Raw genomic sequence first — 13,939 nt, 5'->3', positions numbered from 1 at the left:
AAGCCCACGCCATCAAAAATTAAATTTTTAGCAACAGAAAATGGAATTAATATTTATAGCTGGATTTACATTAGCTGTCGTCGTCGGGCTATCGATGGGCCTAATGGGTAGCGGCGGAAGCATCCTAACACTCCCCATATTTGTCTATATCTTCCATATTGAACCTCAATATGCATTGGACTATTCGCTGTTTTCCATTGGAATATTAGCCTTGGTCGGATCAATTTATCCGTTAAAAAAGAGGGAAATTGACTTGAAAACCACAACTATTTTTCTACTTCCCTCGCTAATTTCAGTTTATTTCACCAAGCGCTATCTTCTCGTTTCTATACCCGAGTCATTCAACATCGCGAGTATGGAGATTTCCAGAAACCATATCATCATGCTATTGTTCGCAATCGTGATATTAATTTCTGCGACTGCGATGGTACGAAGACAAAAACAGGTACAGAACGCCACATTCAAGGGTAGACCTGCACAAATTTTCAACGTTATCCTTGTCGGCTCACTGGTTGGCATTATGACGGGCTTGGTCGGTGCAGGAGGTGGATTCATAATTGTACCAGCCCTAGTATTACTTTTAGGTATTCCACTGAAGCAGGCTATCGCCACTTCTCTGTTCATTATTGGATTAAACGCATCATTCGGCTTGATCGCGAATTATCATTTCTTACAACATATGAATTGGTTTATATTAGTAACCTTTACATTAATCACATTAATAGGCCTCCAAATTGGTTCCAAATGGAAAGATAAATTAGATGCCGCTAAATTGAAAGGTATTTTTGGATATTTTTTAATTAGCATCGGCATCCTAATCTTTGCTTTCGAATTCATGCAATTTGTAAATCATTAAAATCACACGTTATGTTTTTTCAACACATTTTTGAATCATCTCTTGCTCATTCGAGTTATATCATTGGCTGTCAGGCAAAAGGAGTAGCTATTGTTATTGATCCCAAAAGAGATGTAGATACCTATCTTGAGATTGCACAAAAGAATAATCTGATCATAACGCATATTGCGGAAACACATATCCATGCCGATTACCTATCAGGCACACTGGAATTGGCCGCATTAACAGGTGCCCAACCTTATTTATCCGATGAAGGTGGGGCAGACTGGCAATACGCATTTCCACATAAAGGATTAAAAGATGGCGATCAATTTCAAGTTGGAAACCTTATTTTCAAGGTTATCCATACTCCCGGACATACACCTGAGAGTATTAGTTTTCTACTGGTCGATACACCGGCAACGATGGAACCTGTTATGATTTTTACTGGTGACTTTGTATTTGTTGGCGACATTGGCCGCCCTGATCTATTGGAAAATGCGGCTGGAATGATCGGAACCAAAGAGATTGGAGCACAGCAAATGTACCGTTCGTTGCAACATTTCTTGACTTTACCCGATCATATTCAGGTATGGCCTGCTCATGGCGCCGGATCCGCCTGTGGAAAGGCACTCGGCGCCGTCCCCAGTTCGACCGTTGGATATGAGAAAATACGGAATTGGGCACTTCAATACCAAAACAATGAAGGAGCTTTTGTAGATGAGCTTTTATCAGGACAACCCGAGCCACCACGCTACTTTGCTATGATGAAAAAACTCAACAAAATAGTGCGGCCGTTACAAACAGAAGTACCTCGATACAACAGGTTAACGAATGATGCCTTTCTTGATTTATACCACGAAGGAACAACAATCATTGATACACGACACAAGTCCGAATTTGCAAAGGGATATCTGCCAGGTAGCGTCAATATTCAAAACAACAAGACTTTTAATACGTGGGCAGGCTGGATACTTAATTACTCCGATCCTTTTATACTCATTGTAGAAGAAAACCAATTGGACGACGTTGCACGTAAACTTATGCGCATCGGATTGGATCACGTTACCGGATATATTACACCGGATGCAATCCCCAGTTTAGACATCGCATTAGCGCATCAACAGCTCATCGGGTTTGAAGAAATGAAGAGCGCTTTGGACAAATCTGACACGCAAATTCTAGACGTGCGCAACGCCAGTGAGTTCGCAGAGGGCCATTTACCGAATGCAACACATCTCTTTGTTGGAACAATTGAGGACAACCTCAGCAAAGTGGACCAAAGTAAACAGCTGTATCTCCACTGTCAATCGGGAGACCGGGCAACCATAGCGGCATCGATATTGGCGAAAAATGGTATTGAGGAAGTCAAAATTTATAGCCCTTCTATTAATGAATGGAAATCAAAGGGCGGTATTCTTGTTGCCGACTCATTCGCCCCTTATTCGTAACTGGTTCGGAGTTCCCCCACTGTTCGCCCACCTTGCGCCCACTGTACGTCCACCTAATAAGTGGGCGCACAGTGGGCGCAAGGTGGAGAAAACGAGTACGCAAGGCGAACAAGGGGCGAACAAAAGGCGAAGCAGAGCCGAAAGGCACCCGAATAGATTACCTTTCCAACTAGTCTACAAACTATTTCTGTTTATTCGCAAGAACTCAATCACCTCATCCTTCTTTTCTTCCAGCTTGCCTTTCTTTTCCGTAAATTGATGATTATAGATGGTCAAATATTGATGGTCGTCCGTTTCAGATTCATATAATTCAGCGGTAGCAAAAGAGAGATGTTCTTCTTCTTCCGATAGATAGTCGTATACATAGGCAAAATCATGGTTGCCCAACGAGCTGACTACGGTATCTTTATCAGCCACATACTTTAACCTTCCCGGCAAAGCGCGTTTATTCATCCATACTTCGTCTTTTTCAGAAAATGGATAGATAGTGATGCCGCGGAAAGCCATAATGATTGGAGTAATCAAAATAATACCCATTTCAATAGCCCACACGGCCCACAACATACCGCCCGAAACCGGGCTCTTTTTCAGGGTAAACGTACCTACTTCATTTAAACCTTGCATCGCTTCCCAAATAAATGTCGGGTGTAAGAAAAAAGCTTTAAAACCTTCAAGATTAAAAGACGATTTTACCCAGGTATCTCCGCCCATTGTTCCTTCCGCATTGTACATTAATGATACAAACAGAGCCCACTGTGCATAAAAGGCTAAAATGGCGACCAATAATGTGATCAAAATGGCTACCCCCCTATTCCTTAATTTCCATTGTTTGAAACAAAAATTCAGCACATAGAATATTCCAGCACCAAAACCTAAGGTAATAAATACATTAAAGTAAATAATGGGTATAAACCATTGTAAAGCAATGTAAACAATAGCCAATACAATGGCACCCAAAGTACCTAGTATCAGGGAGCCAATAATAGCCAACGCAGGAGCCTTTCCAGAGGGCTTATAATATAGATTATCCATAAATAAAAAGTAAAATTGATTTTAACTCAATAAATAAATCCCATAACCAAAACCAAGCCAATTCCACATCCAATGATGGATTTTCGTCAAGATTTGATGACATTAGCGTCATCAAGCACCTATAAGCGCCATTTATTGAGACAATTTTGTAAGTTTGAGACATGAAAATTAAAATTATATCCTTTTTTACACTTGCATGTGTATTCAATATTTGGGGGGCAGTAGTGAAGGCCCAAAGGAAAGGATTCTGGCAACAGAAAGTTGACTACAAAATGGACGTCAACGTGGATGAAAAAGCATATCAATACGATGGAAAAATGATCTTGAAGTATAGCAATAATTCAGGTCAGTCCCTAAAAAAGGTCTATTTCCATCTATACTTCAATGCTTTTCAACCAGGATCGATGATGGATTATCGCTTAAAAAACATCAGTGATCCCGACAAGCGCATGGTGATTAATGTAGGTACGAAAGAAAAACCAATATATCAAAGCCGTATCGGAGAGCTCCAAACCAATCAAATAGGTTATCAAAAAATCAAAAGCTTAACAATGAATGGGGCTCATACCTCATTTAAAATTGATGGGACCATCTTGGAGGTCACTCTACCGTCGGTTATACAAGATGGCGAAACAGTCCGTTTTGACATGGAGTGGACCGCTCAAGTGCCAGAACAAATCCGAAGAACTGGCCGAAATTCTGCCGAAGGAGTAGCACTCTCTATGGCGCAATGGTATCCAAAAATGGCTCAATTTGATGAATTCGGCTGGCATTTAGATGAATATACAGGCCGTGAATTCATTGCTCCCTTTGGTAATTTCGATGTGACCATACGGCTCAACAAAAATTATGTAGTCGGTGCATCAGGTGTTCTTCAGAACCCAGCAGAAGTAAAAGGTTATCAACCGAAGGCAAAGATAAAACTAGACGGCAATAAAGCTACCTGGCATTATAAGGCCCAAAATATCCATGACTTTGTATGGGCCGCGGATCCCAAGTTTGTCGTAGATTCAGCTTCAAGTAAAAACGGAATAAAAGTGTATACCGTATTTTTGCCAACCGACAAAGAAGTGATATCCAATTGGAAAACAGCGATAGGTCTATCCACCGAATTCTTCGATTTCTGTAGTGCAAAGTTTGGAAAATACCCTTGGCCAACATATACCATTATTCAAGGTGGCGATGGGGGAATGGAGTATGGTACCGCTACGCTGATCACCGGTGGACGCAATCTAAAAAGCCTTGTTGGTGTAATATTCCACGAATCAGCACACTCTTGGTACCAGCAATTATTTGGAATCAACGAAACTGTAGATGAGTGGTTTGATGAAGGCTTTACCTCCTATGTCGAAGAGCTTGCCATGCAGCATATCTTTGAAAAAAGAGGAGCCATAGCATCCAACCCGCAAATTGCAGCTTACCGTGGTTATTACAAATTAGCGCTTTCTGGTAAAGAAGAACCGATGAGCTTATTGGCCGATTATTATAACACCAATTATGGATACAGCAACGAAGCATACAACAAAGGTGCTGTACTTGCAGAGCAGCTGGGTTATATTATTGGACAGGAAAACTTAGAGAAAACCTTTCTGAAATTTTATGATCTCTGGAAGTTTAAACATCCGACCCCTAATGATTTCAAACGCGTTGCTGAAGAAGTTTCGGGGATCAACCTGAAATGGTATTTCAACCTGTTTATCAATACCACCCGTCAAATCGATTACGCCATTGAAAAAGTAACAGATAAAGAAATTCTTTTGGCTAACAAGTCTAATTTCGCCATGCCACTGGATGTTCTCGTAGAATACACCGATGGAAGCAAGGAACTCTTTTATATCCCTTTGCGTGAAATGCGTGGAGAAAAACCGGAAGAACATTTTGACATTTACAAAGGTGTTAAAAGAACCGTGCTCGAAGACTGGTTCTGGACTAAACCCGATTATACCATTCCGCTATCAAAGACACCAAAAGCAGTAACAATTGATCCTTCACTGCGCTTGGCAGATGTAGAATCGTCAAATAACACCTTTAGCAAATAACGAAACACAGGCTATCGCAGCATAAAGGACAAAAAACAGCTTCCAATCCAAGTATATTCAATACGGTTTGGAAGCTGTTTTTTTATTTTGGACACTTTCGTCGCAAATTGGATACCCATTATCGCAAATCCCTCTTGCTTGGCTGCCCGTGATGGAAGTCATAAAATATTCATCCTATGCTAAAGCCAATACATGGATGGCTACTTTTAAGGGCTATCCAGTGAAATACAACACGTATTGCGCCGACAAGAGCCTATAGGAGAAGAAATCATACGAATAAAGAGCCAAGTTGATTAGGTCTTGGTATATTTGTACCTATGATTTATGTCCATATCCCATTCTGTAAACAGGCTTGCCATTATTGCGATTTCCATTTTAGCACTTCACTTCAGTACAAAAGCGAGATGATCAATGCTATAAAACGGGAAATTGCGCTTAGAGCAGTGTATTTGGAAGACAAAAAGATCGAGTCTATCTATTTTGGCGGCGGCACACCGTCCTTATTGGAAGCGGATGAGATCGCGCGGATCATCGAGACGATCGCGAAGCATTTTGATATTGCAGATCACGCTGAAATTACACTAGAAGCCAATCCAGACGATCTAAATGCCGCCAAAGTAAACAGTCTGCGGAATACAGCAATCAATCGATTCAGCATAGGTATACAATCATTCTTTGAGGAAGATCTCAAATGGATGAACAGAGCGCATAATCAACAGGAAGCAGTCGCATCGATAATGCGTGTGCAAGATGCAGGCTTTGAAAATATTACCTGTGACCTTATTTATGGCTATCCGTTATTGACAACGGAAAAATGGCGTCATAATATGCAACAACTGATTGACTTTGAAATTCCTCATATTTCTTCCTACTCCATGACTGTGGAAAAGAAAACAGCATTAGATCACTTTATAAATAAAGGGATAACTCCAGCCATAGATTCTGATCAGGCAGCTGATCAGATGAGTCTTCTTATTCATACCTTGAAATCCGCGGGATATGAGCAGTACGAAATTTCCAATTTTGCAAAAAACGGCTGTTATGCTCGTCACAATACAAATTATTGGAAAGGCAAACATTATCTTGGCATCGGCCCTTCAGCTCATTCATTCAATGGAACTTCAAGGTCATGGAATGTTTCTAATAATGCTAAATATATGACATCCATTAATTTAGACCAACTTCCCCTGGAAATTGAGGAGCTTTCCACGCTTGACCAGATCAATGAAAATATCATGACATCGTTGCGAACCATGTGGGGACTAGATCTAATTGCACTGGAAAGTAAGTTTGGACGATCCGTTAAAGATCGCGTCTTAAAAGAAGCTGAACCATTTATAGCAGCAAAGAATCTTATTTTGGAGCCAAACAACTTACGTTTAACAGATGCGGGTAAATTAATGGCCGATCGCATCATGTCTGATTTATTTATAATAGAAGATTAGCAAATAAAGATATTATATTTTATAAAATCATTAATACAAAAAGCGATTTAGCGCTAAAAATTGTGAAAATGGAAATTTAAGACAGTTTTCTACCTACTTTGTCCTATGTTTGTAACATAATCTATTATAAAATTATTATGTCACACAAGCCATCTTTTGACTTAGAAATCAAAAGTTACAGAGAGCAACATAATGCTGCCGTAAACTTAATTCAAATTGTCAGCAACCTGTGGTATAACCACGCCGTAGAGCTCGTATTCTTTCGAAATCGACTCTTTGATGCAAAACCGAGTGCTATCCTAAACCTGATTCAGGAAAGTGCCCTGCTTACCGACGAGCCGGTCGACATTCTTGACACACTGCAAATCGCACAGCTATTGGAAAAATCGCCACTTTCTCCCGCTCGTATTGACCTTGGGAAACTCACTTTACAGGCCAAGAAAAAAACCTTTTCCGCTAATGACCTACACAATTTCATTACTGCGGAGTTACAGGACATGCATCAACAGGAGAAATTAAAGCCACGTGATGTGGTGCTTTATGGCTTTGGTCGTATCGGTCGCTTACTGGCCCGCGAACTTATGCTTAACACCGGTGCGGGACAGCAGCTTCGTCTCCGCGCCATTGTAACTCGCGACGTCAATGATAGCAAATCGATCCTGAAAAGAGCGGCACTATTAAAAACGGATTCCATACACGGTGCATTCGAAGGCGATGTGCAGGCCGATATAGCAAATCCGGCACTCGTCGTCAATGGAATTACCGTCCATCTGATCTCCGCAAAACAACCCGAGGATATTGATTACACAATCTATGGTATAGAAAATGCTTTAATCATCGACAATACAGGGGCTTTTCGCGATGCGCAGGAACTTAGTCGCCACCTGAAATCCAAAGGCGCCGAACAAGTATTATTAACAGCTCCCGGTAAAGGGGTCCCAAATATCGTATATGCGGTCAACGAAAATGATAGCGATTTGCAAAAACATAAGATCTTTTCCGCGGCCTCTTGTACCACTAATGCGATATCTCCCATTTTAGCTGTACTTGAAAATACAATAGGAATAGATAGAGGGCATATTGAAACCATACACTCCTATACCAACGACCAGAATCTTGTCGACAATATGCACAAGAAATCCAGGCGGGGCCGGGCCGCCGCACTCAATATGGTCATCACCGAAACTGGAGCAGGGGACGCCGTTGCAAAAGTGTTGCCTTCGCTAACGGGCAAACTGACTTCAAACGCTATTCGTGTTCCCGTCCCAAATGGGTCATTGGCGATATTAAATCTTCAAATCAAATCCAAAACTACGGTCAACGAAATCAATGCCCTTTTAAAAAAGGCATCGCTGCAGGGTAACCTTGTTGAACAGATTATGTTTTCCAAAGACAATGAACTTGTTTCATCGGATATCATTGGAACCAGTGCCGCTGCCATAGTCGATGCTCCGGCAACAATAGTTTCGGCAGACGGCAAAAACATTGTTCTGTATATCTGGTACGATAATGAATATGGATACTCACATCAGGTAATGCGCTTATCCCGCCATATAACCGGTGTAAGAAGATATACTTACTATTAAACTGTAAAACATAAGCGGTAGCTGTATAGCCGCCGCTTATACTTTAACAAGATTACTTTTAAGGTATTTCATAATAATCGGCGTTGCTCCAGCGTTTTGCAGCACATATTCACGGGCCAACTTTCCCGCTTCCTGGCGGAAACCGCAATCTTGAAGAGCAGCAAAAGCTTTATGGAGTTCTTTACCACTTTCAATAGAAAAACCTGCACCATTCTGTACAAGATCCTTCGCCTCCTGAAACTTTTTGAAATTTGGACCAAATAGAACCGGTATGCCATAAGTTGCGGCCTCCAGCGTATTATGTATTCCCACCCCAAATCCACCACCAATATAGGCTATTTGGCCATAACCATACAACGAAGCAAGCATACCAATGTTGTCGATAACCAATACACGAGCGTCTGCTATTGTAACAGCATCATAACTAGCCATATTCGAAAAGCGGAGCGCATTTGGCCAAAGAGCGAAAATACTCGCCAAATGTGACTCATGAATCTCGTGCGGAGCCAAGATGAGTTTATAGGCCGGATAATCCGCAAACAATTCTCTTAGCATTTGTTCATCTTGTGGCCAGGTACTTCCAGCCACCAAAGTTGGATGTTCACCAATAAATTGGATGACCTCAGGAATCATTTTCTTACTTTTAGGGAGGTCTACTACCCGATCAAATCGGGTATCTCCTGCAAGCCCGGCGTTGCGTATCCCAAATTCTTTTAAAAGACGGGCACTTTCTTCATTTTGCACAAAAAAGTAAGTCACATAGCCTAAAATCTTAAGAAAAAAGTTACCATATGTCTGAAAAAAGATCTGATCGGGTCTAAATATTGCTGAGATCAAAAACAAAGGAATGCCCCGTCTATACAGACCCTCAAAGAAATAATACCAATATTCATATTTCGTGAATACGGTGAAGCTTGGGTTGATGAGGTCAAGAAAAAGTCGCGCATTCTGCGCCGTATCATAGGGAAGATAAAACACATAATCGGCCAAAGCCGTATTTTTTCGGATCTCAAAGCCCGAGGGAGAGTAAAATGTTACAATTATTTTATGATCAGAATACGTATTTCTTACAGACTCCAAAACAGGTCTTCCTTGCTCAAATTCTCCCAACGAAGCAAAATGAAACCAGATATGTTTTTGGGTAGAATCAACCGTTTGTTTCATCCTTTGATACCAGTCTTTCCGCCCTGTTACCATGAGCCTGGCCTTACCATGAAAAGGAGCTAAAATACGCAGTAAGAGTCCATAAAGAACGATTCCAATTGAATAAAGCAAACGCATGTTTTTAAAATAATGTTTATCTTAGTCAAAGATATTAAACCCATTTCATTAAAAGGAAGCCATGAGTGGAAAATAAAAATCAAAATTATCCGCGTGCCGAAGCATAGGGAACAATATCTTATATTTTGCCTTACCTGCAAGACAGAAAGACTTTACTTACTATAATCAACAATAATGAACAAAAAAATATTAGTCACAGGAGGAACGGGTTACATCGGTTCGCATACCGTAGTCGAACTACATCAAGCAGGATACATACCTGTCATCATAGACGATCTATCCAATTCAAACATCAAGATTTTGGATCAGATTGAGAAGATTATCGGGGTTAAACCCGAATTTCACCAATTTGACCTGTGTGATACAAACCGTGTGAACGAATTTGTTAAAGAAAATACGGATATATCAGGGATTATCCACTTTGCCGCGTCAAAGGCTGTAGGCGAATCTGTCAAAAAACCTTTAAAATATTACCACAACAATTTTTTCTCATTAATCAATTTGTTAGAAGCTTATCAAAATAAGCCGATTAATTTTGTTTTCTCTTCAAGCTGTACTGTATATGGCGAACCAGATACACTTCCTGTCAATGAAAGTGCACCTGTCAAAAGAGCGACTTCCCCTTATGGTAATACCAAACAAATTGCGGAGGAAATTCTCGAAGAAACAGCTACTGCATACGATAACTATAATATTATTGCATTGCGCTACTTCAATCCCGTTGGAGCACATGAGTCCGCACTGATAGGCGAATTGCCAAACGGTGTGCCTCAGAATTTATTACCATTCATTACACAGACCGCAATCGGTAAAAGAGAAAAACTAACAGTTTTCGGTGACGATTACGACACCATAGATGGCTCGTGCGTAAGGGATTATATCCATGTGGTTGATTTGGCAAAAGCACACGTTGCAGCAATCAACTTATTGGACAAAGGAAATCCGAACGGGAAATATGATGTATTCAATGTGGGTACCGGCAAGGGGTATTCAGTACTCGAAGCCATCAAAGCGTTTGAAAAAGCATCCGGTCAAAAATTGAATTATGAAATTGGCCCACGCCGGGATGGTGATGTCATCAAGGTTTATGGTGATGTGACCAAATCTGCGGAACAACTGCATTGGAAAGCCGAACTGGGAATTGATGAAATGATGGCTTCTGCTTGGGCTTGGGAAAAAAATCTGAAAGAAAATCCACTGGATTAAATAGGCCCCATTGAGCTCTACATTTAATATGACCGTCCAGGGCACTGAGACGGTCATATTTTTGGTCATAGTAAATTGGATTGTTTGGCTCCTTTCTCTTTTTGCAGAAAAAACTCCCCGATCCGCAGCTCATCTTATCCGTCTCAAAGCTGAAAAGCAGCCATAATAGAAGCTGGATTAAAATTTACTTCATTGAGTACATTTGACCGATAGCTCCCTTTTTCCAGATAGAGCATCGTAAACCCAACAAATATTGAACTACCGACAAAATCGCCACATTTAATGATCAAGTTTTTTGCCGGTATCACATTCTCTCTATACTTAATATCGTATTCCCACTCTACCTCTTTTATCTCTGTGGGCTCAAACTCATCAAAATCAAATGAGAAGGCATGAAATTTGAATACCACCGCATTGCATTTGTCAGGAAGGGCCAGCGCTCTTTTGATATCAAACTCCGGGAATGATATTTTAAGATCTTTCTTCTTGTTCAGGGAAACTACCGGATCGATAAAAAAATAATCCTGCATGTGACAGTTTTCATTGAACTGAAAATTCACCAATCTATCCAATATGCTGTTGCTCGGTGTGCGGCTTCCCTTTTCGCAATCAAGATTTGTTTTTATTGCCCGGTAGATCTGCCTATTTAGCCGATTGCCCATCTGCCCATCATGAAGCCCTTGATGTATTTCGCCGAAACACATCCGGATCAGTGCGCCAGCACGACTTACATTTCCAAAATCTTTACTAGCTCTTTTGGTATCATCAGTCTGTTTGACACGATGTGGTCTGCTCTGCAGGTAGTTTTTATTGCCAACTTTTCTATTCACCAGCGGACCGACCAGGCCCCTGATAAATCCATTATCATTTATTCCCATACCTAAAGATACCACAGTAAAGCCCTGTTGTCAAGCATCTTGTTGATTTTTAAGGATTTCCAAATTTGAGTAAAATGACAATTGTAAATCTTGTAATTTTCAGGGGACTTTGTTGTGAATAGCGTATGGACAACTTCGCCCCGTGCTCGCCCTGCTTCCGAGTAGTAAAAAACATGCAGGCACAGTGAAAGCACCTTAAAAGGTGGACTCAAGGTGGACTCACTGTACACTCAAGCTGCTTACAGGGCGAACTTGGCAATAACATGGTCTTAACTTGCCCCCTATCAAACGGCTCTGTCATCCGAAGGCCGAAACTAGAGTGCCCCAACTACGCTATACTATAGCTTTTTGAGAGATCCCATAGTTGAGTCATCTGTATTCATATGATTCATCAAGAAGCGAATTAATTTAAACTCCTCCACTAGTGATCGCGCCCATTTAAACAAATTCTTTGTCGGAAATGTATTCCATAAGCACCCCAGCCTGATCTCCAAGTTTCTTTTTCAAACGCTGCATCGATTTTTTGATCGCATCTGGAGTAACCCCTAAAACATTGGCGACTTCCTTATTATTAAGTCCCAGTTTCATCAGTACAATTACACGTAAATTGGATTCGGTGATATCGGAAAATTTAGATTGTATTTCTTGTAATAGATTAGGAAATTCTTTCATAATCAGCAGCTTAAATTCCTGCCATTTTTCCTCTGTAATCAAGTGCGACTGCAATAAGATTTTAAGCTCCTCGCGATCTCTTTCAACATTGTTGCCCTTTTCCTCTAGTAATGCTGAGAGCACATTGATCTGTTCATTGTTTCGCTTAAGATAAGCCACATATTCTTCAACCTGACTTTTTGAACTCATTAGTTCCCTATCTAGTTCAGCCTTTGTATACTTCAGGTTGAGTAGCTGATATTCATAATCGCGAATACGTTTCCTTGCCCGATAGCGAACGGCGTTGTAAACAAAGAAAAATAACACCAACACCAATAAACTTAATATGAGCCATAATCTTCTTTCGGCTTGCTTTTTCTTAATTACCGCCTGCGCTAAAGATAATTTATCCGCATACTTCTGTTTATCAGCCATAAATTTCAATTGGGATAATACAGGATCTCCATCGAGAAATCGTAACGAGTCCTGTAGACATTCAATCCTCCTACGTGCATCTAATTCATGCCCAACTTCCCGATTATGAATGGCCAAATGTAATTTATGAATTTCAAGTTCCAATATTGTCTTCTTATCATCTGAACCTGATAAAAGCAACTCGGCCTCGCTAATCATGTGAGGAACATCAGTTATTTCTTGTCTGGCAATATTTAGTCTAATCTGCATCATTAAGGCAAAAATCGTATTTCGTTTATCACCTATTGATCTAGAAATTTCAAGATCCTTATCTAACAGTGATAAGGCCTTACGATAGTCTTTCATACCTTCGAAGACAGCGGCCTGATTGCCCAAAATCTTCGCGTAGCGCAATGAATCATTCTCCGCAAGAGCCAAGGATTGAGCGAGCTCAAAATTTTTCATGGCCTGCAATGTATCCCCCCCACTTTTAAGCGTCAACATCCCTAAATTGTCTAGAATTTCGGCCCTCAATCTAGGCGAAATTATTTCCTGTTGCTGGCCTAAGGTCAAGTACTTGATTCCAGACGTATAATCACCCAAGGTCCCAAAAAAATAACCAAGCTTTTTATAGGTCTGTATGATATCCAACACCAGTTCTTTCGGTATATCTTCAAGGCCTTTTTCGCCTTCAAGAATAAATGGCAAAGCTTCAGATGCTTTTAAACATCTATAAAGATAAAAGCCATACATGACTTTCACCCAAGTTTTCACATTTTGATAACTGTATCCCCCATCTAGATCCAATGCTTTAAGATAGTATTTATCGCTAAAGCTATTTCGCTTTCCTTCATCATTAAAAGACTGGTCGGCCAGCAAACAATAATAGATTGCAAGAAGCGCCTTATCATTTTTTCGTACAGCTTGGCTAAAATACGGTGCTAGATATTTACTCAACGCCAAATTGGAAGATTGATGTTTCGTGGATTCTTTTATGATTGTTTCATAAAAATTTTTTTCTTCCATCGAGGAGTTTGAACTCATCAGCCCCATTCCACGAGCAATGTGAAACGGTATAATCGCTAACAAAAAAACAATTAGAAAAAATCTAGACATATTGG

Annotated in this window: 10 protein-coding genes; 6 read left to right on the top strand and 4 right to left on the bottom strand. The window is 40.5% G+C overall.

Going from position 1 to position 13,939, the window contains the following annotated elements; translation table 11 throughout:
- Positions 1-40 precede the first annotated feature (40 nt).
- Together B3E00_RS10915 and B3E00_RS10910 are read left to right on the top strand one after the other, a co-directional pair.
- Positions 41-856 (top strand): sulfite exporter TauE/SafE family protein, encoded by an 816-nt coding sequence (locus B3E00_RS10915; RefSeq protein WP_293938417.1) that lies wholly within the window; start codon positions 41-43, stop codon positions 854-856.
- Positions 857-867: 11 nt separating this feature from the next.
- Positions 868-2,286, top strand: coding sequence for an MBL fold metallo-hydrolase (locus B3E00_RS10910; protein ID WP_293938416.1), 1,419 nt, complete (start codon positions 868-870; stop codon positions 2,284-2,286).
- A gap of 174 nt (positions 2,287-2,460) precedes the next feature.
- On the opposite strand, the gene B3E00_RS10905 is transcribed toward B3E00_RS10910, so the two are convergent.
- A complete protein-coding gene (locus B3E00_RS10905; RefSeq protein WP_293938414.1) occupies positions 2,461-3,318 on the bottom strand; it encodes a hypothetical protein in 858 nt (285 codons plus the stop codon).
- A gap of 161 nt (positions 3,319-3,479) precedes the next feature.
- Here B3E00_RS10905 and B3E00_RS10900 point away from each other — a divergent pair, with 161 nt between their 5' ends.
- The 3 genes from B3E00_RS10900 to B3E00_RS10890 all read left to right on the top strand — a co-directional run bounded on the left by B3E00_RS10900 (position 3,480) and on the right by B3E00_RS10890 (position 8,388).
- Positions 3,480-5,357 carry a M1 family metallopeptidase gene (locus B3E00_RS10900; protein WP_293887561.1) on the top strand — a complete coding sequence of 626 codons (1,878 nt, stop codon included), beginning with the start codon at positions 3,480-3,482 and terminating at the stop codon, positions 5,355-5,357.
- 317 nt (positions 5,358-5,674) lie between these two features.
- Positions 5,675-6,802 carry a radical SAM family heme chaperone HemW gene (hemW, locus tag B3E00_RS10895; RefSeq protein WP_293887560.1) on the top strand — a complete coding sequence of 376 codons (1,128 nt, stop codon included), beginning with the start codon at positions 5,675-5,677 and terminating at the stop codon, positions 6,800-6,802.
- A 137-nt stretch (positions 6,803-6,939) separates the two neighbouring features.
- Entirely contained in the window at positions 6,940-8,388 is a 1,449-nt protein-coding gene (locus B3E00_RS10890; RefSeq protein ID WP_293938412.1) for a glyceraldehyde-3-phosphate dehydrogenase, read from the top strand.
- Between the two features lie 36 nt (positions 8,389-8,424).
- Here the strand turns inward: B3E00_RS10890 and B3E00_RS10885 are convergent, their stop codons facing one another.
- Entirely contained in the window at positions 8,425-9,669 is a 1,245-nt protein-coding gene (locus tag B3E00_RS10885) for a 3-deoxy-D-manno-octulosonic acid transferase (RefSeq protein WP_293938410.1), read from the bottom strand.
- A gap of 174 nt (positions 9,670-9,843) precedes the next feature.
- Between B3E00_RS10885 and galE the strand changes: the two genes are divergently transcribed.
- The gene (gene galE, locus B3E00_RS10880) at positions 9,844-10,875 is read left to right on the top strand and encodes a UDP-glucose 4-epimerase GalE (RefSeq protein WP_209577534.1); all 1,032 of its coding nucleotides are present in this window, start codon (positions 9,844-9,846) and stop codon (positions 10,873-10,875) included.
- Positions 10,876-11,018: 143 nt separating this feature from the next.
- Here the strand turns inward: galE and B3E00_RS10875 are convergent, their stop codons facing one another.
- Positions 11,019-11,753: a hypothetical protein gene (locus B3E00_RS10875; protein WP_293938408.1), complete on the bottom strand. Its 735-nt coding sequence runs from the start codon at positions 11,751-11,753 to the stop codon at positions 11,019-11,021.
- A gap of 438 nt (positions 11,754-12,191) precedes the next feature.
- The gene (locus B3E00_RS10870; RefSeq protein WP_293938406.1) at positions 12,192-13,934 is read right to left on the bottom strand and encodes a transcriptional regulator; all 1,743 of its coding nucleotides are present in this window, start codon (positions 13,932-13,934) and stop codon (positions 12,192-12,194) included.
- Positions 13,935-13,939 lie beyond the last annotated feature (5 nt).

Origin of the sequence: Sphingobacterium sp. UBA5996 (assembly GCF_002429765.1) — a bacterium.
Classification (GTDB): domain Bacteria; phylum Bacteroidota; class Bacteroidia; order Sphingobacteriales; family Sphingobacteriaceae; genus Sphingobacterium.
The sequence above is the reverse complement of the archived record's forward strand: the minus strand, read 5'-3'. Positions and strand labels throughout refer to the sequence as shown.